The sequence below is a fragment of the Azospirillum sp. A29 genome (assembly GCF_042604625.1).
Classification (GTDB): Bacteria; Pseudomonadota; Alphaproteobacteria; order Azospirillales; family Azospirillaceae; genus Azospirillum; species Azospirillum palustre.
The window spans coordinates 1,604,391-1,629,372 of sequence record NZ_CP170466.1 but is presented as its reverse complement, the minus strand read 5'-3'; the positions used below and the strand labels follow the sequence as shown (position 1 = coordinate 1,629,372).

The following is a 24,982-nucleotide window of genomic DNA, read 5'->3' as shown; positions in this document are numbered from 1 at the left end:
AGGTTCAGCCGGGGACCCCGCATGCCCACCCCCTCGCCCGCTGCCGACCTACCCCCATCGGCCTGGCAATCATGCCATAGAAAGCGGGGGAGGGGTGGGGCGAAGTCGGGCCCGCGTTTCCAGTCGGTTCAGGCGACGCCGGTGGACCCGAAGCCGCCGGCGCCGCGCGCGGTCTCGTCCAGCGAGGCGACCTCGACCAGCACCGCCCGGGGCGCCTCGGCGATCACCGCCTGGGCGATGCGGTCGCCGCGGACGATGGTGAAGGGCTCCTCGCCCAGATTGATCAGGCAGACGCCGACCGGCCCGCGATAGTCGCAATCGACGGTGCCCGGCGTGTTCAGCACGGTGACGCCGTTCTTCACCGCCAGCCCGGAACGTGGCCTGATCTGCATCTCCCACCCCGCCGGCAGCCCGACGGCGAAGCCGGTCGGCACCAGCACCCGTTTGCCGGGCTCAAGCGTGACGGGGGTCTCCGCCGGCACCGCGGCGCGCAGGTCGAAGCCGGCGGCGCCATCGGTCGCGTAGGAGGGCAGCGGCAGGTCGTCGTTGCCGGGCAGGCGGAGAAAGGCGACGGTGGGAGACATGGAACGGTTCCTCGTGTTCGGATGGCGGGACGGGCGCCGGGTAGACGCTACTTCGCCTTGAAATCCTTGGTGAAGTGTTCCGCCACCGCCTCGGCCAGCCGGGCGGCGACGGCGTCCTTGGCCATGGTGGGCCAGGACTCCATGCCATCGGCACGGATCAGGTGGACGGTGTTGTCACTACCGCCGAAAGTGCCGGTGCCGGGGGAGACGTCGTTGGCGACGATCCAGTCGCAGCCCTTGCGGGCGCGCTTGGCGGTGGCATAGGCCAGCACGTCGCCGGTCTCCGCCGCGAAGCCGACGACCAGGGCCGGGCGGCGCTCGCCAGGGCGGGACAGGGTGGCGAGAATGTCGGGGTTCTCGGTCAGCGCCAGGGCCGGCGGGCCGCCGCCGTCCTTCTTCAGCTTGCGGTCGCCGGCGCCATCGACGCGCCAGTCCGCCACCGCGGCGGCACAGACGGCGATGTCGGCCGGTAAGGCCGCCTCGCAGGCCGCCAGCATCTCGCGCGCCGTCTCGATATGGGTGACGCGGCATCCGGCCGGGTCGGGCAGGCGGGTCGGGCCGCTGACCAGCGTCACCGCCGCCCCCAGCTTCGCCAGCGCCGCGGCGATGGCGTGCCCCTGCCTGCCCGACGAGCGGTTGGCGATGTAGCGCACCGGGTCGATCGGCTCGTGGGTCGGGCCGCTGGTGACGATGGCGCGGCGTCCGGCCAGGGGCCGGTGGGCTGCCTCCGCGAAGAAACCGGCGATGGCGTCGACGATCTCCATCGGCTCGGCCATGCGGCCGGGACCGAATTCGTTGCAGGCCATCACCCCGTCGTTGGGGCCGACGCGCAGCACGCCGCGGCTTTCCAGCAGCGTCATGTTGGCCTGGGTCGCGGCATGCTGCCACATGCGCACATTCATGGCGGGGGCGACCAGCACCGGCTTGTCGGTGGCCAGCAGCACGGTGGCGGCCAGATCGTCGGCCATGCCGGCGGCCATCCGCGCCAGCAGATTGGCGGTGGCCGGCGCCACCACCAGCAGGTCGGCCTCGCGCGACAGGCGGATGTGGCCCATCTCCGACTCGTCGGTCAGCGACCACAGGTCGCGGTAGACGGTATCCTCGGTCAGCGCCTGTACCGACAATGGCGTGACGAAGCGGGCGCCGGCCTCGGTCAGCACCGCCCGCACCGTCACGCCGCGCTCGCGCAGGCGGCGGATCAGCTCCAGGCTCTTGTAGGCGGCGATGCCGCCGGCGATGACCAGCAGAACGCGCTTGCCGGCCAGAATGGCGTGATCGGCCATCGAACCCCCTCTTTCCGGCGCCCGTTTCCCGAAGCCCATTTCCCGACGCCTCATGACCGCTGCTGATAGTTCATCGCGCCGTCCCCGGCAAGCGGCCGGGCCGCGACAGATTCGGTCCGTTGACGATTTCGATATGTTCGTGACCGCCCGCATGCGCGTAGGGGTGGGATTTTCAGAATTATCTGTTAGACAATAGGAGCTGTCCCGTCCCTACCTTCGCGTGTCGCACACAGCATGCCGCCAGGTTCCATCCCCGTCCTGCTGATCGAAGACACGCCCTCGCTGGCCCGTGTCTACGCGGAATACCTGAAAAAGGAATCCCACACCGTTATCTCGGTGGAAACCGGGGCCGACGCGCTGGTGCAGCTGAACGACGGCGCGCCGAAGGTGGTTCTGCTGGATTTGCAGCTGCCGGACATGAACGGGATGGAGGTGCTGAAACGCATCGACGCCCAGGCGCTGCCCTGCGCCGTGATCGTCATCACCGCCCACGGCTCGGTGAAGGCGGCGGTGGAGGCGATGCGCTACGGCGCCTACGATTTCCTGGTGAAGCCCTTCTCCGCCGACCGGCTGGTGGTGACGGTCCGCAACGCGATGGAGCGGCTGCGGCTGGCCCAGCTGGTCGACACCTTCGAGAAGGATCTGAACCGCGCCCGCTACCACGGCTTCATCGGCTCGTCGCTGGCGATGCAGGCGGTCTACCGCATCGTCGACAGCGCCGCCTCCTCGCGCGCCACCGTCTTCATCACCGGCGAATCCGGCACCGGCAAGGAGGTCTGCGCCGAGGCGATCCACCGCCAGAGCCAGCGCGCGGCCCGCCCTTTCATCGCCATCAACTGCGGCGCCATCCCGAAGGATCTCATGGAAAGCGAGATCTTCGGCCATGTGAAGGGCAGCTTCACCGGGGCGGTGTCCGACCGCGAGGGTGCGGCGGCGCGCGCCGACGGCGGCACCCTGTTCCTGGACGAGATCTGCGAGCTGGCGCCCGATCTCCAGACCAAGCTGCTGCGCTTCATCCAGACCGGCACCTTCACCCCCGTGGGCGGCTCGAAGCTGGAGAAGGTCGACCTGCGCATCGTCTGCGCCACCAACCGCGACCCCCTGCGCGAGGTGGAGGAGGGGCGGTTCCGCGAGGATCTCTATTACCGCCTGCACGTCATCCCCATCCATCTGCCGCCGCTGCGCGAGCGCGAGGACGACGTGCTGGAGATCGCCCGCCACTATCTGGCCGAGTTCGCCAAGGAGGAGAAGAAGGGCTTCACCCGCTTCTCGCCCCAGACCGAACATGCGCTGCGCCACTACCACTGGCCGGGCAACGTCCGCCAATTGCAGAATGTCGTGCGCATCGTCGCGGTCCTGCATGACGGCGACACCGTGACGCCCGAGATGCTGCCGTCGCCTCTCGGCACGCCGCAGCCGTTGCAGGTCCTGGCCGCCGCCGCGCCGGCCGGTGCCGCCGCCGCCCTGCGGCCCCATGTCCCGCTTTCCCCCGACGCCATCAAGCCGCTGTGGGAGGTCGAGAAGGACGCCATCGAGGACGCCATCGCGGCCTGTGACGGCAACATTCCGCGCGCCGCCGCCCTGTTGCAGATCAGCGCCTCGACGATCTACCGCAAGCGTCTGGCCTGGCAGGCCGAGGGGAAGCTGTAGCCTCGTCCGGCGACCGGATCGACGAGGCAGTCTGGCTTCGATCTAACCCTTTATTTCGGCAAGAAAATCCGCCTCATGCCTGGAAACCGCCAAGAAACGGGCTAATACCCTTCGACAACGCTCCGTCGCCTTGGTCGTAATTCCACTCCGGACTTGGCCGTCGTTAGTCCTATGCCGTGAGATGGAATTGCCCGCAACCACAGCATGCGGCTAGCCTCCCCGCACAATGTCTTGGTTCCGCTTGCCCGGCAGGCCTCACGGCGCGGCCGATGCCGGCGATCTTGGACCCAGCCGTTTTGCCAAAGACTTGTCTCGCAGTGACTAAGGGGGAGGCCCATGACCAACGGTACCGTAAAATGGTTCAACACCACCAAGGGGTACGGCTTCATCGCGCCGGAAGCCGGTTCGAAGGACGTGTTCGTGCACATCACCGCGGTTCAGCGCTCCGGCCTGCATGCCCTGTCGGAGGGCCAGCGTGTCCAGTTCGAGGTGGAACGCGGCGACAACGGCAAGGACTCCGCCGTGAACATCAGCGTCGTCGAGTGACGGGCCCGCGCTGAGCCGGACCGGATACAGTCAGACCGGATACCCGGCGGCGCGGTAGGCCGCGATGGCATCCCCGGCCAGCCGGGGAATCTCGCCGCGCAGCCTCTCCACCGTGTCCGCCGACCCGTTCCCATCCGCTTTTCCGGCCTCCTCCCGCTCCGCCGGGGATGCCCGGCACGCCATCTCCAGCGCGCGGGCGGCGCTGCACAGGGTGCTGGCGCCGAAGGTCCCGGCGGTGCTTTTCAGCGTGTGCGCCTCGCGCGTCAGGACGGTGCGGTCGGTCTCCCCGGCGATGCGCGCCACCCGTTCGCGGGTCTCCTCCACGAACTGCCGCAGCACGTCGGTCAGCAACTCCGCATCCAGATCCTGCGCCAGCTGGGCCAGCACCTCGCGGTCCAGCACCTCCCCCGCCGCCGCCGGTGCGGCCGACGCGCAGAGGCCGAAGCCGGACGACATGTCCGGCGACGCCGAGGCCCGCCATTCCGAGGCCCGCAGCCATTTCTCCACCGTTTCCAGCAGCAGCAGCCGGTCGACCGGCTTGGCGACATGGTCGTTCATGCCGGCGTGCTGGCAGCGGACGCGGTCGGCCTCGTCGGTGTCGGCGGTCATGGCCACCACCGGCACCCGGCCGGCCGGCCCCGGCAGATCGCGCAGCAGGCGGGTGGCGGTCAGCCCGTCCATCTCCGGCATCGACAGGTCCATCAGGATCAGGTCGTAGCCGCCGGCCTGCGCCGCCATCACCGCCTCCAGCCCGTTGCCGGCGGTGTCGGCGCGGTGCCCGGCCTGCGCCAGGATGGCGGTGACCAGCATCTGGTTCAGCGGACTGTCCTCCACCACCAGAATCCGGCATGGCGCCGGCTGACCGTCCGTGGGGAGAAGCGACGGCAGCGTCCGCTCAGTCATCGCAAGCATGCTCCGCAATGAAGAAGGTGCCAGTGTATAGGGCGCGGCCTTGCCGCTGCAAAGCCCCGCTCCATGTATGCGGACGGGTGGTATTCACGGAGTCCCGCCGTCCGGCGCTTCAAATCGGCGCGTCCCGCCGGTATGGTGTCGCGCTTGGCCGGTGTCCGGACCCGATGCCGCCCACCTGACTCCAGCTTCCCTTCGACTTCAGGCAGTGCCGCAGACGATGACCAAACTGAACACCTACCGCTCCGGTCCCGACGAGCGCGGGCATTTCGGAATCTTTGGCGGCCGCTTCGTCGCCGAGACGCTGATGCCCCTGATCCTGGAAGTCGAGAAGGCCTATCGCGAGGCGCGCGCCGACCCCGCCTTCGAAGGCGAGATGCGCCAGCAGCTGAAGCAGTATGTCGGCCGGCCCAACCCGCTCTATTACGCGGAACGCCTGACCGAACGGCTGGGCGGCGCCAAGGTCTACTTCAAGCGCGAGGAGCTGAACCACACCGGCGCGCACAAGATCAACAACTGCATCGGCCAGATCCTGCTGGCCCGGCGCATGGGCAAGACCCGCATCATCGCCGAGACGGGCGCCGGCCAGCATGGCGTGGCGACCGCGACGGTCTGCGCGCTCTACGACATGCCCTGCGTCATCTACATGGGCGAGACCGACATCGCCCGCCAGCAGCCCAACGTCTTCCGCATGAAGCTGCTCGGCGCCGAGGTCCGGCCGGTGACGTCCGGCAGCGGCACGCTGAAGGACGCGATGAACGAGGCGCTGCGCGACTGGGTCACCAACGTCGCCGACACCTTCTACATCATCGGCACCGCCGCCGGCCCGCACCCCTATCCCGCCATGGTCCGCGACTTCCAGTCGGTGATCGGCGACGAGGTGCGCACCCAGATGCAGGAGCTGGAAGGCCGCCTGCCCGACAGCCTGGTCGCCTGCGTCGGCGGCGGCTCCAACGCCATCGGCCTGTTCCATCCCTTCCTCGACGATCCGTCGGTGCAGATGATCGGCGTCGAGGCCGCCGGCCGCGGCATCGAGAAGGGGCCGCTCGACCATGCCGCCTCGATCAACGGCGGGCGTCCCGGCGTGCTGCACGGCAACCGCACCTACCTGCTGCAGGATGAGGACGGCCAGATCCTCGAAGGCCACTCGATCTCCGCCGGCCTCGACTATCCCGGCATCGGGCCGGAGCACAGCTGGCTGCACGATGTGGGCCGCGTCGAATACGCCTATGCCACCGACCAGGAGGCGCTGGACGCCTTCCAGTTCTGCGCCCGCACCGAGGGCATCATCCCGGCGCTGGAATCTGCCCACGGCCTTGCCGAGGTGATCAAGCGCGCACCGAAACTGCCCAAGGACCACCTGATGGTGCTGTGCCTGTCGGGCCGCGGCGACAAGGACATCTTCTCTGTCGCCAAGCATCTGGGAGTGGAACTGTGAGCGCCGTGGAGAGTGCCGTCATGAAGAGCGTGGACGTCCTGGCCGACGGCCGCATCGCCCGCCGTTTTGCCGCGCTGAAGGCGGAAGGCCGTGCCGGTCTGGTCACCTTCATCACCGCCGGCGATCCCGATCCCGCCGTCTCGCAGGCGGTGCTGAACGGCCTGCCGGCCGCCGGTGCCGACCTGATCGAGCTGGGCATGCCCTTCACCGACCCGATGGCCGACGGCCCGGCGATCCAGGCCTCCTCGCTGCGGGCGCTGAAGGCCGGCATGACGGTGCGCAGGACGCTGGAGATGGTCCGCGGCTTCCGCAAGCAGGACGCCGACACCCCGATCGTCCTGATGGGCTATTTCAACCCGATCCACGCCTATGGGGTGGAGCCGTTCCTGGCCGCGGCGCGCGAGGCCGGGGTCGACGGGCTGATCGTCGTCGACCTGCCGCCGGAGGAGGACGAGGAGCTGTGCCTGCCGGCGGTGAAGGCCGGCGTCAGCTTCGTCCGCCTGACGACGCCGACCACCGACGAGGCGCGCATGCCCGCCGTGATGCGCAACACCTCGGGCTTCGTCTATTACGTGTCGATCGCCGGCATCACCGGCACCGCCAGCGCGTCGAACACCGCCATCGACGCGGCGGTCGCCCGGCTGAAGCGCCACACCGACCTGCCGGTCGCCGTCGGCTTCGGCATCAAGACGCCGGACCAGGCCGCCGAGGTCGCCCGCGTTGCCGATGCCGCCGTGGTCGGCTCGGCCATCGTCACCCGTCTGGCCGACAGCTTGGCCGCTGGAGTCGACGGGGCGGCTGCGGTCGAGGACGTTCTGGGCTTCGTCGGCGCGCTGGCCAAGGGCGTGCGCGCGGCGCGGGGCTGAGGGACGGACGGTTTACAACGACGGCAAACCGCTTTACGACACCTGCAACACGATCGCTCATGGCGACGACCGGCTGAAGAGCCCGGTGCGGCACGGACCCGATGTCCGGCCGCCGCCGGGCTTCGGCGTACCGCCATGTCGTTGAAAGGCGTTCCATGAACTGGCTTACCAACTACGTCCGCCCCAAGATCCGCGCGCTCTATGCCCGCAAGGAAGTGCCCGACAACCTCTGGCACAAGTGCCCGAGCTGCGAGTCGATGCTGTTCCACCGCGAGCTGGAAGAGAACCTGCACGTCTGCCAGCATTGCGGCTTCCACATGCGGCTCGGCCCGGTCAAGCGGCTGGAGACGATGTTCGACGACGGCGCCTATGAGGGTGTCGAACTGCCGAAGTCGGTCGCCGACCCGCTGAAGTTCCGCGATCAGAAGCGCTACACCGACCGCCTGAAGGAAGCCCAGACCAAGACCGGCCGCACCGACGCCATCGTCGTCGGCGAGGGCCGCATCGGCGGCCATGCCGCCGTGGTCGCCGCCTTCGACTTCGGCTTCATGGGCGGGTCGATGGGCATCGCCGTCGGCGAAGGGCTGCTGACCGCCGCCCGTCTGGCGGTGGCGAAGAACGCCCCGCTGATCGTCGTTCCGGCATCGGGCGGCGCCCGCATGCAGGAAGGCATCCTTTCGCTGATGCAGATGCCGCGCACCACCATCGCGGTGGAGATGGTCAAGGAAGCCGGCCTGCCCTACATCGTGGTGCTGACCGACCCGACCACCGGCGGCGTCACCGCCAGCTTCGCCATGCTGGGCGATATCCACATCGCCGAGAAGGGCGCGCAGATCGGCTTCGCCGGTGCCCGCGTGATCGAGAGCACGATCCGCGAGACCCTGCCGGAAGGCTTCCAGCGTTCCGAATATCTGCTGGAACACGGCATGGTCGACATGGTCGTCCACCGCCGCGACCTGCGCCCGACGCTGGTCCGCACCATCGGCCTGCTGATGACCCCGCGGATCGACGCGGTGGTCGAGGATCTCGACCTGACCGCCGCGCAGGGCGCCGTCCAGGGCGTCGGCGGCGAGCCGGCCCAGCTGCCCCCGCCGGTCGCGCCGCAGCCGGGTCTGCCGCCCGCCACGCAGGCGACCGCGGCCCAGCCGGCCTCGACTCAGCAGGCGGCCTCCACCCAGGCGGAGCCGGTCCAGGCCGGCGACGACTGACCGGCGGCACCTTCGCGACCACCCGACCAGAGACGATCATGATCGACGCCCCCACCCCGCTGGCCCGTCAGGCCGCGACCCGTTCCGACCCGGTGCTGGATCGGTTGAAGGGGCTTCACCCCAAGGTCATCGACCTGTCGCTGGACCGGGTGCACCGTCTGCTGGCGGCGCTGGACCATCCGGAGCGGAAGCTGCCGCCGGTGGTCCATGTCGCCGGCACCAATGGCAAGGGATCGACGGTCGCCTTCCTGCGCGCGATGCTGGAGGCGGCCGGTCATCGCGTTCATGTCTACACCTCGCCGCATCTGGTCCGCTTCCACGAGCGCATCCGGCTTGCCGGGCGCCTGATCGACGACGATCATCTGGCCGCCCTGCTGGAGGAGTGCGAGGTCGCCAACGCCGGCAACCCGATCACCTTCTTCGAGGTGACGACGGTCGCCGCCTTCCTCGCCTTCTCCCGCGTGCCGGCCGACGTGGTGCTGCTGGAGACCGGGCTGGGCGGGCGGCTGGACGCCACCAATGTGGTGGACAGGCCGGCGGTGACGGCGATCACCCGCATCTCCTACGACCACCGCCAGTTCCTCGGCGACTCGCTGCTGGAGATCGCCAGCGAGAAGGCCGGCATCTTCAAGCCCGGCATCCCGGTGGTCCTGGCGCCGCAGCCGGAAGCCGACGCGCTGAAGGCGCTGAAGCTGCGCGCCAACGCCATCGCCGCGCCGATCCAGAGCTGGTCGGTGGAGGAACGTCCGGACGGCTTCCGCTTCGAGAGCGCCAGCCGGCGGCTCGACCTGCCGAGGCCCGGACTGGCCGGTGCCCACCAGATCACCAATGCCGGCGTCGCCATCGCCTGTCTCGACCATCTGCCGCTGGCGGTGGACGACGAGGAGGTGCGCCGCGGCCTCGCCGCCGTCGAATGGCCGGCCCGCCTGCAACGGCTGACCCGCGGCCCGCTGGCCGAAAGCCTGCCCGCAGGCTGGGAGCTGTGGCTGGACGGCGGCCACAACGATTCGGCGGGCGAGGTTCTGGCCCGGCAGGCGGTCGACTGGTCGCGCGGGCAACCGGATGAGGGATCGGATGGCGGCTCTTCTCTGCCGCTGCTGCTGATCTACGGCATGCTGTCCAGCAAGGATCCGTTCGAATTCCTGGGGCCCCTGGCCCCCTTCACCCATTCCCTGCGCGCGGTGGCGATCCCCGGCGAGGAAGCCAGCTTCACCGCCGAGGAATCCTGCGAGACCGCCAATCTCTGCGGCATCCGCGACCATGCCGCCGCCGACGGGGTGGACGCTGCCCTGGCCGACCTTGTGGCCGGCCGCCAAACCCCGGCGCGCGTGCTGATCTGTGGCTCGCTTTATCTTGCCGGGTCGGTGCTGGCGGAGAACGGCTGACACCCTCCGGTTTTTCTGTTTTTCCGATTGCGCTTGCCGGCGGGCCATCGGGTTCGCCGGCAACGTCTGCTGGCTGCGCAAGGCCCAAAACGAAAAAGCGGGCCAGATGCCGTTCCCGGCAACGCCCGCTGACCTTCTATCAACTTGTCTCACCCTTCCAGAGAAGGGGAAAATGGTGGAGCCGAGGAGGATCGAACTCCCGACCTACGCATTGCGAACGCGTCGCTCTCCCAGCTGAGCTACGGCCCCACACTCACACCGTTGCGTCTTCGTCGCCCCGGCGTGGCGCGGATATTGTCCATCGCGGGGGGTGCTGTCAAGCGCTTGATTCAGAAAAAATGACGTGTGCGTGCGATGACGTGGGAGAGGGATCGGGAGGGGGCGCAGGGCGGGGCATAGGACGGCCGATCCGCCGCAGGCCGGCCGGCCGATCGGCGGGCCGCCGTACTGGACAGGTCTCTCCGCTTATGCTTAGGGTGCCCGGAAAAGGCTGGCGCCCGCTGCGCAACCCTCTGCGCGCGGCCGTCGCAAAAACCGCACTGGAGCTGGCCCGGCATGATCGCGCTGTATTTGCTCATCAACACCATCCTCGACCTGTTCTTCTGGGTCCTGATCCTGTCGGCGATCCTCAGCTGGCTGGTGGCGTTCAACATCGTGAACACGCGCAACCGCGCGGTCTACCTGATCGGCGATTTCCTGTACCGCATCACCGAGCCGGTGCTGCGCCCGATCCGCCGCGTCCTGCCCAACCTGGGCGGGCTGGACCTGTCGCCCATCGTCGTGCTGCTGGCGATCTCCTTCATCCAGAACCTGATGGCCCAATACTGGCCGCGCTTCTGACCGTGGCGTCCTCCTCCCCCTTCGAGGCGGTGGCCGACGGGCTGCGGGTGGCGCTGCGGGTGACGCCCAAGGCGTCGCGCAACGCGGTGACCGGCACGGCCGATGCGGTCGATGCGAAGGGGGAAGGGAAGCGGGTGCTCAAGCTGGCGGTCACGGCGGTGCCGGAAAACGGCAAGGCGAACGAGGCCGTCATAAAACTGTTGTCGAAGGCGTGGAAACTGCCCAAGACCAGCCTGACCGTGGTGGCCGGCGCCACCGACCGGAACAAGATTTTGCATGTGGCGGGCGACCCGGCGGCATTGCTGGCGCGGCTGTCGCCCCTGATCGACGATGTGGGCAGCGAGGGTGGAGAGTAGCATGGCGGACGCGAAGATCATCGACGGCAAGGCCTTTGCGGCCGGCCTGCGTGCGCGGGTGGCGGATGGCGTGGCGGCGTTGAAGGCCAGCCACGGCGTCACTCCCGGTCTGGCCGTTGTGCTGGTGGGCGAGGATGCGGCCAGCCAGGTCTATGTCCGTTCCAAGGAGCGGGCGCTGGTCGAGCTGGGCATGAACAGCTTCGACCATCACGAGCCGGCCGACATGGCCGAAGCCGACCTGCTGGCGCTGATCGACCGCCTGAACGCCGACCCCGCCGTGCATGGCATCCTGGTCCAGCTGCCGCTGCCCAAACACATCGACACCCAGAAGGTGCTGGCCCGCATCGTCCCGGAAAAGGACGCCGACGGCTTCCACGTCGTCAATGCCGGCCTGCTCGCCACCGGCCAGCCGGGTGCCATCGTCCCCTGCACGCCGCTGGGCAGCCTGCTGCTGATCCGCGACACGCTGGGCCGCGACCTGAAGGGCAAGCGGGCGCTGGTGCTCGGCCGCTCCAACATCGTCGGCAAGCCGATGGCGCAGCTGCTGCTGCAAGCCGACTGCACGGTGACGCTGGCCCATTCCCGCACGGCCGATCTGGCCGGCGAATGCCGCCGCGCCGACATCCTGGTGGCGGCGGTCGGCCGGCCGGAGATGGTGCGCGGCGACTGGATCAAGCCGGGCGCCACGGTGATCGATGTCGGCATCAACCGCGTCCCGGCGGCGGAACCGGGCAAGACCCGTCTGGTCGGCGACGTCGCCTTCGACGAGGCGGTGAAGGTCGCCGGCGCCATTACGCCGGTCCCCGGCGGCGTCGGCCCGATGACCATCGCCTGCCTGATGCTGAACACGCTGGCCGCGGCCTGCCGCGCCGCCGGCGCGCCGGTGCCCGAAGAGGCTGCCCTTTGATCACCGTCCATGCCCGTGCCGAAGACGGGCGGGTGGTGCGCCAGCCGCTGGAACTCGGCGAGCCTTTGCCGGGCGGTGCGGTCTGGATCGACCTTCTGCGTCCGACCGAAGCGGAGCGCGCCCATGTCGGCGCGCTGACCGGCTGCGATCTGCCGACGCGCGAGGAGATGAAGGAGATCGAGGCCTCCAGCCAGCTCTATGTCGAGGGGGAGGGGATCTACATGACCTCTCCCATCATCTCGCGCGCCACCTCGCCCCATCCGGAGCAGGGCGAGCTGACCTTCGTGCTGACCCCGCGCCATCTCATCACGCTGCGCTACACCGAACCGCTGCCGGTCATCACCTTCGCCGCCCGCTGCGTCCGCCAGCCGGAACTGCTGGCGACGGGAGAGAGCGCGCTGTTCGGGCTGCTGGATGCGGTGATCGACCGGGTCGCCGACGTGCTGGAACTGGTCGGCGGCCGCATCGACGAGCTGTCGGCCCGCGTCTTCGACGATTCGCTGGACGGCGGCGGTTTCGGCAAGGCGGCCAAGAAGCCGGACGAGCTGCAGGACGTGCTGCGCGGCATCGGCCGGGCCGGCGACCTGACCCACAAGGTGCGCGACAGCCTGGCCGGCCTCGACCGGCTGGTGGTGTTCATGACCTCGGTCAGCGGCGGGCGGCTGAACAAGGACCAGAAGACCGCGCTGAAGACGATGACGCGCGACTTGCGGTCCCTGACCGAACATGCCGGCTTCCTGGCGCACGAGGCGAACTTCCTGCTCGACGCCACGCTGGGCCTGATCAACATCGAGCAGAACGCCATCATCAAGATCTTCTCGGTCGTCTCGGTGGCGCTGATGCCGCCGACGCTGATCGCGTCCGCCTATGGCATGAACTTCAAGCACATGCCGGAACTGGACTGGGAGTTCGGCTACCCCATGGCCATCCTGCTGATGGTGCTGTCGGCGGTGGTCCCGCTCTGGTACTTCCGCCGGCGCGGCTGGCTGTAAATCCTCCTTCACCAGGGAAATCCCGCCGATGACGACCATCCTGCCCGACGCCGCCCTCGACGCGCTTCTGGCGCAGGATGTTCCCTACGGCGACCTGACCACCGGCTCGCTCGGTATCGCCGCCCATCATGCCCGCATGAGCTTCGCCGCCCGCGGCGCCATGGTGCTGGCGGGGACGGAGGAGGCGGCCCGTCTGGTGGAGAGGGCCGGCGGCCGCGTTCTGCGCGTCGAGCCCAGCGGCACCGCCGTCGAGGCCGGAGCGCTCTTCCTCGAGGCGGACGGCCCGGCCGGGGCGCTGCACCGTGCCTGGAAGGTGGCGCAGACGCTGGTCGAATACGCCTCCGGCATCGCCACCCGCGCCCGCCGCATCGTCGAGGCCGCCCCCGGCGTGACCGTCGCCTGTACTCGCAAGAACTTCCCCGGCGCCAAGGACCTCAGCGTCAAGGCGGTGCAGGCGGGCGGGGCGGTGATGCACCGGCTTGGCCTGTCGGAAACGCTGCTGGTCTTCCCCGAACACCGTGCCTTCCTGAGCGACGCTCCGGAGGCCTGGATCGCGGCGCTGCGCCGCAAGGCCCCGGAAAAGAAGATCGTGGTGGAGGTCGGGTCGATGGAGGAGGCCTTGGCCTTCGCAGAGGCCGGTGCCGACGTGATCCAGCTGGAAAAGCTGCCGCCCGCCGCCGCCCGCGCGGTGATCGAGGCGACGCGCGGCCTGACGCCGCCGCCGGTGGTGGCCCCGGCCGGCGGCGTGACCGAGGCGAACGCCGCCGCCTATGCCGCGGCCGGCTGCCGCCTGCTGATCACCTCGGCCCCCTTCTTCGGCCAGCCCGCCGACGTGAAGGTGGTGCTGGGGCCGGCGTAACGGCGAAGACTGCGACAGCGAGCCGCAATCCCTGGAATTCCTGATTTTGCGAGTGATAGCGCTTCCGCAATACTTATGCGTGCGCCAAAGTGGCGGCGCGGACGGGATGGCGGACTGGCCGCCATCCCCGCCGCTTACGAGGAGTGAAGAGGATGATGCATATCCTCAAGCTCCTGATCCTCGTGCTGGAGATCGTCAAGCGGCTGCTTGACCTCTACCGGTAAGGATCGGGCCGGCGGGCAGGGGATAGCAGCCCTTGCCCGCCAAGCCTGATATTGCCTCATCCCTTCCGATAGTCAACCGCCGGTATGGAAGAGACGCTTAGGCCGTCAGCCCGCCGCCCAGCTCGATGCGGACCTCCACCACGCCGGGCTCGTCCAGGTTCTCCTTGCGGACGAAACCCAGCGCGCGGCACATGTTCAGCATGTTGGTGTTCTCGCGCAGAACCTCGCCATAGACCTCCTTGATGCCGCGCGAGCGGGCGTAATCGAGGATCTTGTTCATCATGATATAGCCCAGCCCCTGGCCCTTCATGTCGGACCGCACCATCACCGCATATTCGGCGCGGCGGTTGTCGGGGTCGGCGGTGATGCGCACCACGCCATACATGATGGTGTCGCCGGTCTGCGGGTCGGGACCGACGGCGATCAGCCCCATCTCGCGGTCATAATCGATCTGGGTCAGCCGCGCCGCCGCCTGGTGCGACAGCCGCTTCAGCGGCGCGAAGAAGCGCAGGCGCAGATCTTCCGCCGTCTGGTTCTCCACCAGATGGTGCACCAGAGGCTCATCCTCCGGCAGGATGGGGCGGACGAAGAACTGGCGGCCGTCCTTGATGGTGATGCGGTCTTCCAGCGACTTCGGGTAGGGGCGGATCGCCAGCCTTGCCGCCCCGGCCAGGGCCGGCACGCCGACCTTGATGCGAGCATCCAGCGCCGTCACGCCCTCCGCGTCTGCCAGTAGCGGGTTGATGTCCATCTCCGCGATCTCGGGGAAATCGACGACCAGCTGGCTGACCTTGTTCAGCGTCAGCGCCACCGCGTCCAGATCGACCGCCGCGCGCGAGCGGTAACCCTGGAGCTGGCGGTGGATGCGGGTGCGGCTCATCTGTTCGGCCGCCAGCTTCATGTTCAGCGGCGGCAGGGCCAGCGCGTAATCCTCCACCACCTCGACGCCGATGCCGCCCTCGCCGAACAGCAGGACCGGGCCGAACATCTCGTTCTCGGTCATCCCGACGATCAGCTCGTAGGCGTCGGGGCGGACGGCCATCTCCTGCACGGTGAAGCCTTCGATCTTCGCCTCGGGCGCCAGCTCGGCGACGCGGGCCAGCATCGCCTCGGCCTCCGACTTCACGTCCTCCGGGCTGGTCAGGCCGAGAGCGACGCCGCCGACATCGGACTTGTGGGTGATGTCGTGCGACAGGATCTTCAGGGCGATCGGTCCGCCGATGACGCGGGCGGCGTTCGCCGCCTCCTCCGGCGTCTGGGCGACGCGGGTGTCGACCACCGGGATGCCGTAGGCGGCCAGCACGCGCTTGGCCTCATACTCGCTCAGCCACTCGCGCTTCTCGGCCATGGCGCGGGAGATCACCTTCTTCACGGTGATCTCGTCGGGCTGGAAGTCCTCGGCCACCGACGGCGGGGTCTCCATCAGAAGCTGCTGGCTGCGGCGGTAGCGCACCAGATGCATGAAGGCGCGCACCGCGTCGGACGGACCGCTGTAGGTCGGGATGCGCCCGTCGGCGAACAGCTTGCGCGCCTCCACCGCCGACTGGTCGCCGATCCAGCTGGTCAGCACCGGATGGCGCCGCGCCTTGTTGGCCTGCACCGTCTCCGCCACCGCCTGGGCGATGGCCTCGCTGTCGGTCAGGGCGGACGGGCAGTGCAGGACCAGCACGGCGTCGTTGCCGGTGTCCTGCATCAGCGCGTTCAGCGCCTCGGCGTAGCGTTTGGGCGTGGCGTCGGCACCGATGCGCAGCGGGTTGCGGAAGGGCGTCCCGCCCGGCTGCGGACCCAACGCCTTGGCCAGCGCCTCCTGCGTCTCATCCGTCAGGGCGGCGAGCCGGCCGCCGGCCTGGATCAGCTTGTCGGTGGCCATCACCCCCATGCCGCCGCCGTTGGTCAGGATCGCCAGCCGGTCGCCGGTGATCGGCACCCCGGTGCCCAGCGTGCCGGCGGCGTCGAACAGCTCGGCCAGGTCGTTGACCCGCAGCACGCCGGCCCGGCGGAACACGGCGTCATAGACGGCGTCGGACACCGCCAGGGCGCCTGTGTGGCTGGCCGCGGCCTCCTGCGCCTCGTCCGACCGGCCGGCCTTGATGACGATCACCGGCTTCTGGCGCGAGGCGGAGCGGGCGGCCGACATGAATTTGCGGGCGTGGGTGATGCTCTCGATATAGAGCAGGATGGCGCGCACGGTGACGTCGGAGGCCAGATAGTCCAGCAGATCGCCGAAATCGACGTCGCCGCGGTCGCCCAGCGACACCAGATGCGAGAAGCCGATCCCGCGCGAGGTCGCCCAGTCGGCGACCGAGGTCAGCACCATCGAGCTTTGCGCCACCAGCGCCACGTCGCCCTTGCGCGGCGCCACCGGCGCGAAGCTGGCGTTCATGCCGCGGCCGGGCACCATGGCGCCCAGGCTGTTCGGGCCCAGCACCCGCATCAGATACGGCTTGGCGGTGTCCAGCATCGCCTGGGTCTGGTCGGCCGACATGCCCTTGGTCATGACGATGGCGGCCTTGGTCCCGCGCTTGCCCAGCGCGTCGATGGTCGCCGCCACCGTGTCCGGGGCGGTGCAGATGACACCCAGGTCCGGCGTGATCGGCAGGCTGTCCACCGTCTTGTAGGTCAGCACCCCTTCCACCGCGCGCTCGGTCGGGTTGACCGGCATCACCGGCCCGTCGAAGCCGGCCTGGAACAGGTTGCGGGCCACCACCGCCCCCACCGTGCCGGGTTTGCGGCTGGCGCCGATCAGGGCGATGGAGGCGGGCTTGAACAGCTTGTCGAGGTTGCGAACGGTCATGACCGGATCCGGTGCGGGGAAAGACGCCGGCCCCAGTGTGCCATGGGCTACCGACGGTTTTGATGACGAACAACACAGGCCCGGACTTTCATCCCCGCCATTTGCTGCGCCGCAACACTAAGGTCCGGTATGACCATTGGGCAAGAGGCGTTTCGTCGCGCCGGTCGTGCCGGTCGCGCCGAACCGGCATCGCCTTTTTCGCCGGCCCGTCCTTACTTCGAGGTCCGGAGCCAGGCGTCCGCCGCCACCGCCAGGGACAGCAGCCCCCACAGCACCAGATACTCCACCCCACCCTTGGCCCAGTACCAGTTGACCCCCTTGGTGGCGAAGATGGCATAGGCGGCCACCACCATGCAGCCGGCGGACAGCAGGGCGGTCCAGCGGGTGAAGAAGCCGCCGACGAGCGTCACGAAGGCCAGGGATTCGCACAGGATGGCGAGACCGAGGAACAGCGGCGCCGGTTCCAGCCCGGCCTTGGCGAAGAAGGCCAGGGAGGCGTCGATGCCGCTCAGCTTCTGGTAGACATGCGGGGCATAGAACAGACCCAGCAGAACGCGCACCCCGTTCATCGCCAGTGCCGGCGAGAAACGGTCGGGCAGAACCGCCGGGCCGATCAGGGCGGCGAGCGGCGATGCGCCATCGGTGGCATGTGCCCCTGTAGCGTTTGCGATTCCAATGGACATGATCGGTCAATCCTTAAAATTCTAGTGAATTTCGCCTGTCTGGCTGGAAAACCGCCGATGGGAACGCTGGTTGACAGGCAGGGGGCGGAAATGAGTCCGCGACACACCCGGCCATTATTTGAGTTCTTTTATTTCCATCATTGATCCAGCACAATTCACCGTGAAACGGGTTCGGGGAGGACTGCATGAAGGTCGGAATCGTCGGGGCGGGGTTCGTCGGCAGCACCGCCGCCTTCGCCATGGTGACCACCGGCGCGGCCAGCGAGGTCGTGCTGGTCGACATGAACGAGGCGCTGGCCCAGGCCCAGGCCCAGGACATCGCCCATGCCGTGCCCTTCACCCATGCCGTCACCGTCCGCGCCGGCTCCTACGCCGCGCTGGAAGGGGCGGGGGTGGTCGTGCTGTCGGCCGGCGTCGCCCAGAAGCCGGGCGAAACCCGGCTGGAACTGCTGGAACGCAACGCCAAGGTGTTCGGCGCCATCATTCCGGAGGTGCTGAAGGCCGCCCCCGACGCCGTGCTGCTGGTCGCCAGCAACCCGGTCGACGTGATGACGCAGATCGCCACGCGGATCAGCGGCCTGCCGCGCAACCGGGTCATCGGCTCCGGCACCGTGCTGGACACCGCGCGCTTCCGCGCCCTGCTGGCCGAACAGCTGGCGGTGACGCCGCGCTCCGTTCACGCCCATGTGGTGGGCGAGCATGGCGATTCGGAGGTTCTGCTGTGGTCGAGCGCCACCGTCGCCGGCTTGTCCGTCGAGCAGGCGGCCGCCCAGCTCCGCCGCAGCCTGACGGCGGACGACCGCGCCGCCATCGACGAGGGCGTGCGCCGCGCCGCCTACCGCATCATCAACGGCAAGGGCCACACCGCCTTCGGCATCGGCGGCGGGCTGGCCCGGCTGGTCGCGGCCATCGGCGCCGACGAGCGGATGGTGGCGACCTGCGCCATGCTGACCGACGATGTCTGCGGCGTGCCGCAGGTGGTGCTGTCGCTGCCGCGCGTCATCGGCGCCGGCGGCGTGCACGAAACCATCCTGCCCAACCTGTCGGCGGAGGAGGAGACGGCGCTCCGCCGCAGCGCCGGAATCCTGAAGGAGGCCGCCGACGGCGTCGAACGCCGGATGGGCTGGAGCAGTTGACGCTACGTCGCACGATCCGTCGACACATGATCCCGTAGCCCCGCCGCCAGCCCGTCGAAGACGGCGCGGCAGCGGGGGGTGGAGCGCAGATCCTCGTGCATGGCGACCCACATGCCCATTGGCATGTCGAAGGCGTTGGCCAGCAGCCTGACCAGACCGGGAGTCCGCCGCGCCAGCGGGACCTGGCAGATGCCGATGCCGAAGCCGGCCTCGATGGCCGACAACTGGGCCAGATGGCTGTCGGACCGCAGGGCGAAGCGGGGCAGGGTGAGGCCCGGCGCCCGCCGCATCATGGAACGGATGTCGGGCGTCTCGCGGTCGAAGCCGATCAGGCTGTGATGGCCGAGATCCTCCAGACATTGCGGAATGCCGTGGCGGTCGAGATAGTCGCGGCGGGCGTGCATGCCGAGCGCCACGACACCGATCCGCCTGACCAGCAATGCCTGCTGGTCCGGCTCCACCATCCGCACCGCCACATCGGCATCGCGTTGCAGCAGGTCGTCGACGGCGTTCGACAGCACCAGTTCGATCTCCAGCGCGGGATGGCGTTCGCGCAAGTCCGCCAGGATCGCCGGCAGGATGCGGGCGCCCACCACCTCGCTGGCGGTGACCCGTACCGTACCGCGCACCTCCGCCCCGTCACCCGTCGTCCCGCCACCCGTCCCATAGCCTGACGCCGTGCGCCACAGGTTGGCCGCCGCCGCGTCCAGCGCCTCCGCCTGCGGTTTCAGCGCCAGCGCCGCGTCGGTGGGATCCAGTCCGCGCGGCGAGCGCACGAACAGCGAGCCGCCGACCGCCTCCTCCAGCGCCGCGACATGGCGGGCCAGCGTCGGTTGTGTCAACCCCAGGGCACGCGCTGCCGCCGACAGCGACCCCTCGCGGATCACGGCCAGGAAACTGCGGTAAAGGTCCCAACTGGGCGGCGGCTGGTTCATCGATTTCAGTATAGCGGTTAGCCGCAGTTCGACAATTCCGTTCAGCTGTCCGTCGGGCCCATCCTGTCCCCATCACCAAGTGGAAAGCGATGGAGATGGCGATGGCGGGACAGATGACCGGCATGCAGGCGACCGGCAAGGGCAGGACCGCTCTGGTTCTGGGGGCGACCGGCGGGGTCGGCGGCGAACTGGCGCGGGCGCTGGCGGCGCGCGGCTGGACGGTGCGCGGCCTGCGCCGCAAGCCGGCCGAGCAGCCGCAGCCGGATGGCATCGAGTGGGTGGTCGGCGACGCGATGAACGCCGCCGACGTGGCGGCGGCGGCCGAGGGAACGGCGCTGATCGTCCATGCGGTGAACCCGCCGGGCTACAAGGATTGGGACCGGTTGGTTCTACCCATGGTCGACAACAGCATCGCCGCGGCCTGCGCCAACCGTGCCCGCATCCTGCTGCCCGGCACCGTCTACAATTACGGCCCCGACGTCTTCCCGCTGATCCCGGAAACCGCGGCGCAGAACCCGCTGACCCGCAAGGGCGCCATCCGGGTGGAGATGGAGCGCCGCCTGCACCGCGCGGTGGGCCAAGGGACTGGGAAAGGGGCGAGGCTGTTGATCCTGCGCTGCGGCGACTTCTTCGGACCCAAAGCCGGCAACAGTTGGTTCAACCAGGGCCTGTTGACGCCCGGCAAGCCGCTGACCCGCATCAACCAGCCCGGCCGGCCGGGGATCGGTCATCAATGGGCCTATCTGCCCGACGTGGCGGAAACGGCGATGCGCCTGCTCGACCGCGAGGCGGAACTGGGCGACGACGCGATGTTCCATATGGAGGGTCACTGGGATGCCAACGGCGACCGGATGGTTGCGGCCATCGCGCATGCCCTCGGCAAGCCCGGCCTGCCGGTGCGGCGGATGCCCTGGTGGCTGCTGCGGCTGGCCGGCGTGGCGGTGCCGCTGTTCCGTGAACTCGGCGAGATGCGCTATCTCTGGCAACGCCCGGTGCGGCTGGACAACCGCCGCCTGCTGGCCTTCCTGGGCGAGGAACCGCACACGCCGCTGGAGCTTGCGGTGCGCCGGACCCTTGAAGGGCTGGGGCACCTCCCCGCTCAGCCGGCGGACATGCCGGAGGCGGGGAGATGCATACCCGACCGTGCGATCTCAAGCCGACGAGGCTGAGGCTGCTAGGTTCAACCTCTACCTCAGACCACCGGACCCGGGTTGCCCTTGTTGGCTTCCAGGGCGCGGGCGAGGCCTTCCTCGATCTTCTTGGCGGCCTCTTCGGCGTTGCCCCAGCCGCGGACCTTCACCCACTTGTTCTTTTCGAGATCCTTGTAGTGCTCGAAGAAGTGGGCGATCTGCTCGGTCACGATGGCCGGCAGGTCGGTGTAGTTCTTCACGTCGGTGTAGAACGGGTGCAGCTTGTCGACCGGAACGGCCAGCAGCTTCTCGTCCTCGCCGGCCTCGTCCTCCATGTACAGGACGCCGATGGGACGCGAGCGCAGCACCGCGCCCGGGACGACGCCGTGCTGGCCGACGACGCAGACGTCCACCGGGTCGCCGTCACCCGACAGGGTGTGCGGGATGAAGCCGTAGTTGCAGGGATAGAACATCGCGGTGTGCAGGAAGCGGTCGACGAACACGGCGCCCGAGTCCTTGTCGACTTCGTACTTCACCGGCTGGCCGCCGATCGGAATCTCGATGACGACGTTCACGTCCCAGGGCACATTCTTGCCCGCGGCGAGCTTGCTCAGATCCATGTATCGCGTTCCTTCGACTGGCGTATTCAGGGCACGTTCTTGTTTTGGCGCCGATGCCCGGTCCGGCGCCACGCGGGGCGGGAGTTTAGGCGGAACGCACCCTGAGTCCAAGGAACTTGCGCGGGCTCTTGCGCAGGTGCGGCAAAGCGGCAACCCTGCCGGTCATGCCCAGTCCGATCCTCCTTCCGATCCTCCTTCTTTTCACCCTTCTGGCCGTGCTGGCGCCCCATCCGGGGCTGGCGGAGCCGCGGCATCACGGCATCGCCATGCATGGCGATCTGGCCTTGCCGGCGGACTTCACCGCCCTCCCCTACGTCAACCCGGCGGCACCCAAGGGCGGGACCATCCGGCAGGCGGTGACCGGCAGCTTCGACAGCCTGCACCCGCACATCGTCAAGGGCGTGCCGGCGCTGGGCATGGGCTACGTCTTCGAGACGCTGCTGACGCGCTCGTGGGACGAGCCCTTCTCGCTCTACGGCCTGCTGGCCGACCGGGTCGAGGTGGCGGACGACCGCTCCGCCGTCACCTTCCACATCGACCCGAAGGCGCGCTGGCAGGACGGCACGCCGCTGACCGCCGCCGACGTGCTGTTCTCGCTGGAGGCGCAGCGGCGGGACGGCACCCCCAACCGCCGCCTGTTCTACGCCAAGGTCACGGTGGCCGAGGCGCCCGACCCGCAGACCGTCCGCTTCGCCTTCGCCGCAAACCCGGACGGCAGCATCGACCGCGAGATGCCGTTGCTGATGGGGTTGATGCCGATCCACTCCAAGGCCTTCTGGGCGGGGCGCGATTTCAGCCGCACGACGCTGGAGCCGATCCTGGGCAGCGGCCCCTACCGCGTCGCCTCCGTCGATCCCGGCCGTCGCATCGTCTATGAGCGGGTGCGCGACTATTGGGGCCGCAACCTGCCGGTCCGTGTCGGGCAATTCAATGCCGACCGTCTGGAGTTCGACTATTACCGCGACGACTCGGTGGCGCTGGAAGCCTTCAAGGCGGGGCAGGGAGACGTTCGGTACGAAATCGATCCGGCCAAATGGGCCACCGGCTACGACGGTCCCGCCCTGCGTGACGGCCGCATCGTCCGGGAGGAGTTGCCGGACCACCGCCCCGAACCGGCGCGGGGCCTGATCTTCAACACCCGCCGCCCCCTGTTCGCCGATGTCCGGGTCCGCCGGGCGCTGGGGATGGCGCCGGATTTCGACTGGATCGGCCGCAGCCTGTTCCACGGTCTGCTGACCCGCACCGCCAGCTACTATCCCAACTCCGAGCTTGCCGCCCGGGGCCTGCCGCAGGGCGAGGAGTTGCAGGCGCTGGCGCCCTTCCGCGACCGCCTGCCGCCCGATCTCTTCACCAAGCCCTTCACCCTGCCGGACGCCGGCAACGGTAGCAGCAACGCCGGCAGCAATGGTGGCAGCAACGGGCCGGCCGGCCTGCGCGCCAACCGGCGCGAGGCGCTGCGGCTGCTGGAGCAGGCCGGCTGGCGGGTGCGCGACGGCCGGCTGACCGACGATGCGGGAAACCGTTTCGCTTTCGAAATCCTGCTGTCCGATCCGTCGGAGGAGCGGGTGGCGCTGGAGTTCGCCCGCTCGCTGGAGCCGTTGGGGATCGCGGCCCGCGTCCGCACGGTGGACAGCGCCCAGTTCCAGGCCCGGCTGGAGCGTTTCGATTTCGATATGACCATGCGCTGGTGGGCGTCCAGCCTGTCGCCGGGCAACGAGCAGCTCTATTATTACGGATCCGATGCGGCCGGACAGGAGGGTAGCCGCAACCTTGCCGGCATCCGCGACCCGGTGGTCGATGCGCTGGCCCGCTCCATCGCCGCCGCCACCACGCGCGACGCCCTGGTCGGCCGGGTGCGGGCGCTCGACCGGGTTCTGCTGTGGGGACACTATATGGTGCCGCTGTACCACAGCCCGGTCGACCGCATCGCCCGCTGGGCGACCCTGCACCGTCCTGCCGTCACCCCGCTCTATGGCCCGATGCTGGAAAGCTGGTGGTTGGAATAGCTGATGGGACAATGAAAACGGCTGGCGGCTTCCCTTGCGCTCTCCCTCGCCGCACCGCATCATCGCGGCAAAGACAACGTCGGTAACGACGAGACGGGGGAGTTTGCCAACCATGCCGACCGCCAAGCCGCGCTTCACCCTTGCCGCCGCCACCGCGCTGGTGCTGGCCGCCGCATCGCAGGCGGCGCTGGCCCAGCCGCGCACCGACCTCGTTGTCGGCATGGCGCTGGAGCCGCCGCATCTGGACCCCAGCGCCGGTGCGGCCGGGGCGATCAAGGAAGTCACCTACGCCAACCTGTTCGAACCGCTGCTGCGCGTCGATGCCGACGGCAAGCTGGTCCCCGGACTGGCGGAGCGCTGGAGCGTGTCGGAAGACGGGCTGACCTACCGCTTCAGCCTGCGTCCCAACGCGAAGTTCCACGACGGCACCGCCGCCGATTCCGCCGACGTGAAGTTCACGCTCGACCGCGCCCGCGCCGCCGAGTCGGTGAACGCACAGAAGGTCTATTTCGCCCCCATCGCCAAGGTGGAGACGCCGGACCCGCAGACGGCGGTCGTCACCCTGTCGCGCCCCGACGGCCTGTTCCTGTTCCACATGGCGAGCGGCGACGCCGCCATCGTCGCCCCGGAATCGGCGGCGACCAACAAGCAGAAGCCCGTCGGCACCGGCCCCTTCAAGTTCGACCGCTGGGTCGCCGGCGACCGCGTCGTGCTGGTGCGCAACCCCGACTATGACGGGGCGAAGCCGAAGATCGACCGCGTCACCTTCCGCTTCATCAGCGATCCGGCCGCCCAGGTGGCGGCGCTGAAGGCCGGCGACATCGACGCCTTCACCCTGTTCAGCACCTACGAGGCGCTGCCGGAATTCCGCAACGATCCGAACTTCACGGTGATGGTCGGCTCGACGGAGGGCGAGACGCTGCTGTCGACCAACAATGCCCGCAAGCCCTTCGACGATGTCCGCGTCCGCCGCGCCATGGCCCATGCCATCGACCGCCAGACGCTGATCGAGGGCGTGCTCTACGGCAACGGCGTCGCCATCGGCAGCCATTTCCCGCCGCACCGCGAGGGCTATGTCGACCTGACCGGGATGTATCCCTACGACCCGGCCAGGGCGAAGGCGCTGCTGGCCGAAGCGGGATATCCCAACGGTTTCGACACCACGCTGCGCCTGCCGCCGCCGCCCTATGCGCGCCGCGGCGGCGAGCTGGTCGCCGCCATGCTGGCCGAGGTCGGCATCCGCGCGAAGATCGAGCCGGTGGAATGGGCGGCCTGGCTGGAAAAGACGTTCAAGGGCAAGGATTACGACCTGACCATGATCGCCCATACCGAGCCGCTGGACATCGACATCTACGCCCGGCCCGACTACTACTTCAACTACAGGAGCGAGCGCTTCAACGCCCTGAACGACGAGCTGAACCGCACCCAGGACCCGGCGAAGCGCAACGCCCTCTACGGCGAGGAGCAGAAGGTTCTGGCCGAGGATGCGGTCAACGGCTTCCTGTTCATGCTGCCGTCGGTGACGGTGCAGAAGGCGAACCTCACCGGCATGTGGGTGAACCGCCCGGTCCAGGCCAACGACGTCACCGGCGTCGCCTGGAAATGACGGCGAGGCAAATCGAGTTGGCCAG

The 24,982-nt window shown here is 69.0% G+C and carries 22 protein-coding genes and 1 tRNA gene; 15 read left to right on the top strand and 8 right to left on the bottom strand.

Going from position 1 to position 24,982, the window contains the following annotated elements; translation table 11 throughout:
* Positions 1-128: 128 nt before the first annotated feature.
* Both dut and coaBC read right to left on the bottom strand, forming a co-directional pair.
* Complete coding sequence (dut, locus tag ABNQ38_RS22680) at positions 129-584, bottom strand: dUTP diphosphatase (protein WP_377808159.1); 456 nt, start codon at positions 582-584, stop codon at positions 129-131.
* Between the two features lie 47 nt (positions 585-631).
* Positions 632-1,867: a bifunctional phosphopantothenoylcysteine decarboxylase/phosphopantothenate--cysteine ligase CoaBC gene (gene coaBC, locus ABNQ38_RS22675; RefSeq protein ID WP_377808158.1), complete on the bottom strand. Its 1,236-nt coding sequence runs from the start codon at positions 1,865-1,867 to the stop codon at positions 632-634.
* A 234-nt stretch (positions 1,868-2,101) separates the two neighbouring features.
* Here coaBC and ABNQ38_RS22670 point away from each other — a divergent pair, with 234 nt between their 5' ends.
* Together ABNQ38_RS22670 and ABNQ38_RS22665 are read left to right on the top strand one after the other, a co-directional pair.
* Positions 2,102-3,517 (top strand): sigma-54-dependent transcriptional regulator, encoded by a 1,416-nt coding sequence (locus tag ABNQ38_RS22670; RefSeq protein WP_377808157.1) that lies wholly within the window; start codon positions 2,102-2,104, stop codon positions 3,515-3,517.
* A 336-nt stretch (positions 3,518-3,853) separates the two neighbouring features.
* A complete protein-coding gene (locus ABNQ38_RS22665) occupies positions 3,854-4,063 on the top strand; it encodes a cold-shock protein (protein WP_376957996.1) in 210 nt (69 codons plus the stop codon).
* 30 nt (positions 4,064-4,093) lie between these two features.
* Here the strand turns inward: ABNQ38_RS22665 and ABNQ38_RS22660 are convergent, their stop codons facing one another.
* A complete protein-coding gene (locus tag ABNQ38_RS22660; RefSeq protein WP_377808156.1) occupies positions 4,094-4,966 on the bottom strand; it encodes a response regulator in 873 nt (290 codons plus the stop codon).
* A 226-nt stretch (positions 4,967-5,192) separates the two neighbouring features.
* Between ABNQ38_RS22660 and trpB the strand changes: the two genes are divergently transcribed.
* From trpB to ABNQ38_RS22640, 4 genes are all read left to right on the top strand, one after another.
* Positions 5,193-6,410, top strand: a complete 1,218-nt coding sequence (gene trpB / locus ABNQ38_RS22655) for a tryptophan synthase subunit beta (RefSeq protein WP_377808155.1) — start codon at positions 5,193-5,195, stop codon at positions 6,408-6,410.
* A gap of 20 nt (positions 6,411-6,430) precedes the next feature.
* Positions 6,431-7,276: a tryptophan synthase subunit alpha gene (gene trpA / locus ABNQ38_RS22650; RefSeq protein ID WP_377808154.1), complete on the top strand. Its 846-nt coding sequence runs from the start codon at positions 6,431-6,433 to the stop codon at positions 7,274-7,276.
* A gap of 155 nt (positions 7,277-7,431) precedes the next feature.
* On the top strand, positions 7,432-8,484 hold the full coding sequence (accD, locus tag ABNQ38_RS22645; protein ID WP_377808152.1) for an acetyl-CoA carboxylase, carboxyltransferase subunit beta: 1,053 nt from the start codon (positions 7,432-7,434) through the stop codon (positions 8,482-8,484).
* A 38-nt stretch (positions 8,485-8,522) separates the two neighbouring features.
* Positions 8,523-9,869 carry a bifunctional folylpolyglutamate synthase/dihydrofolate synthase gene (locus ABNQ38_RS22640; RefSeq protein ID WP_377808151.1) on the top strand — a complete coding sequence of 449 codons (1,347 nt, stop codon included), beginning with the start codon at positions 8,523-8,525 and terminating at the stop codon, positions 9,867-9,869.
* Positions 9,870-10,042: 173 nt separating this feature from the next.
* On the opposite strand, the gene ABNQ38_RS22635 is transcribed toward ABNQ38_RS22640, so the two are convergent.
* Positions 10,043-10,118: transfer RNA gene (locus ABNQ38_RS22635), tRNA-Ala, on the bottom strand.
* Between the two features lie 306 nt (positions 10,119-10,424).
* Between ABNQ38_RS22635 and ABNQ38_RS22630 the strand changes: the two genes are divergently transcribed.
* Genes ABNQ38_RS22630 through modD form a run of 5 tightly spaced genes read left to right on the top strand, consistent with a single transcriptional unit; the run spans position 10,425 to position 13,823 of the window.
* A complete protein-coding gene (locus ABNQ38_RS22630) occupies positions 10,425-10,709 on the top strand; it encodes a YggT family protein (RefSeq protein WP_109095889.1) in 285 nt (94 codons plus the stop codon).
* 2 nt (positions 10,710-10,711) lie between these two features.
* Entirely contained in the window at positions 10,712-11,065 is a 354-nt protein-coding gene (locus ABNQ38_RS22625; RefSeq protein ID WP_174474097.1) for a DUF167 family protein, read from the top strand.
* A gap of 1 nt (position 11,066) precedes the next feature.
* The gene (folD, locus tag ABNQ38_RS22620; RefSeq protein WP_109095888.1) at positions 11,067-11,972 is read left to right on the top strand and encodes a bifunctional methylenetetrahydrofolate dehydrogenase/methenyltetrahydrofolate cyclohydrolase FolD; all 906 of its coding nucleotides are present in this window, start codon (positions 11,067-11,069) and stop codon (positions 11,970-11,972) included.
* Complete coding sequence (locus ABNQ38_RS22615) at positions 11,969-12,964, top strand: magnesium transporter CorA family protein (RefSeq protein WP_109490515.1); 996 nt, start codon at positions 11,969-11,971, stop codon at positions 12,962-12,964. The genes folD and ABNQ38_RS22615 overlap by 4 nt, the downstream gene beginning before the upstream one ends.
* A gap of 28 nt (positions 12,965-12,992) precedes the next feature.
* Entirely contained in the window at positions 12,993-13,823 is an 831-nt protein-coding gene (gene modD, locus ABNQ38_RS22610) for a ModD protein (RefSeq protein ID WP_377808150.1), read from the top strand.
* Between the two features lie 321 nt (positions 13,824-14,144).
* Here modD and ABNQ38_RS22605 read toward each other — a convergent pair whose 3' ends face one another.
* Complete coding sequence (locus tag ABNQ38_RS22605) at positions 14,145-16,841, bottom strand: bifunctional acetate--CoA ligase family protein/GNAT family N-acetyltransferase (protein ID WP_377808149.1); 2,697 nt, start codon at positions 16,839-16,841, stop codon at positions 14,145-14,147.
* 212 nt (positions 16,842-17,053) lie between these two features.
* Positions 17,054-17,524 carry a DoxX family protein gene (locus ABNQ38_RS22600; protein ID WP_377808148.1) on the bottom strand — a complete coding sequence of 157 codons (471 nt, stop codon included), beginning with the start codon at positions 17,522-17,524 and terminating at the stop codon, positions 17,054-17,056.
* A gap of 185 nt (positions 17,525-17,709) precedes the next feature.
* Between ABNQ38_RS22600 and ABNQ38_RS22595 the strand changes: the two genes are divergently transcribed.
* The gene (locus ABNQ38_RS22595) at positions 17,710-18,660 is read left to right on the top strand and encodes an L-lactate dehydrogenase (RefSeq protein ID WP_377808147.1); all 951 of its coding nucleotides are present in this window, start codon (positions 17,710-17,712) and stop codon (positions 18,658-18,660) included.
* A gap of 2 nt (positions 18,661-18,662) precedes the next feature.
* Here ABNQ38_RS22595 and ABNQ38_RS22590 read toward each other — a convergent pair whose 3' ends face one another.
* Positions 18,663-19,595: a LysR family transcriptional regulator gene (locus tag ABNQ38_RS22590; RefSeq protein ID WP_377808146.1), complete on the bottom strand. Its 933-nt coding sequence runs from the start codon at positions 19,593-19,595 to the stop codon at positions 18,663-18,665.
* Positions 19,596-19,696: 101 nt separating this feature from the next.
* Here ABNQ38_RS22590 and ABNQ38_RS22585 point away from each other — a divergent pair, with 101 nt between their 5' ends.
* Entirely contained in the window at positions 19,697-20,764 is a 1,068-nt protein-coding gene (locus ABNQ38_RS22585) for an NAD(P)H-binding protein (RefSeq protein ID WP_377808145.1), read from the top strand.
* Positions 20,765-20,787: 23 nt separating this feature from the next.
* Here the strand turns inward: ABNQ38_RS22585 and ppa are convergent, their stop codons facing one another.
* Positions 20,788-21,345, bottom strand: coding sequence for an inorganic diphosphatase (ppa, locus tag ABNQ38_RS22580; protein WP_012975242.1), 558 nt, complete (start codon positions 21,343-21,345; stop codon positions 20,788-20,790).
* Positions 21,346-21,509: 164 nt separating this feature from the next.
* Here ppa and ABNQ38_RS22575 point away from each other — a divergent pair, with 164 nt between their 5' ends.
* Together ABNQ38_RS22575 and ABNQ38_RS22570 are read left to right on the top strand one after the other, a co-directional pair.
* On the top strand, positions 21,510-23,351 hold the full coding sequence (locus ABNQ38_RS22575; RefSeq protein WP_377808144.1) for an extracellular solute-binding protein: 1,842 nt from the start codon (positions 21,510-21,512) through the stop codon (positions 23,349-23,351).
* Positions 23,352-23,463: 112 nt separating this feature from the next.
* Positions 23,464-24,957 carry an ABC transporter substrate-binding protein gene (locus ABNQ38_RS22570; protein WP_377808143.1) on the top strand — a complete coding sequence of 498 codons (1,494 nt, stop codon included), beginning with the start codon at positions 23,464-23,466 and terminating at the stop codon, positions 24,955-24,957.
* The last annotated feature ends 25 nt before the right edge of the window (positions 24,958-24,982 follow it).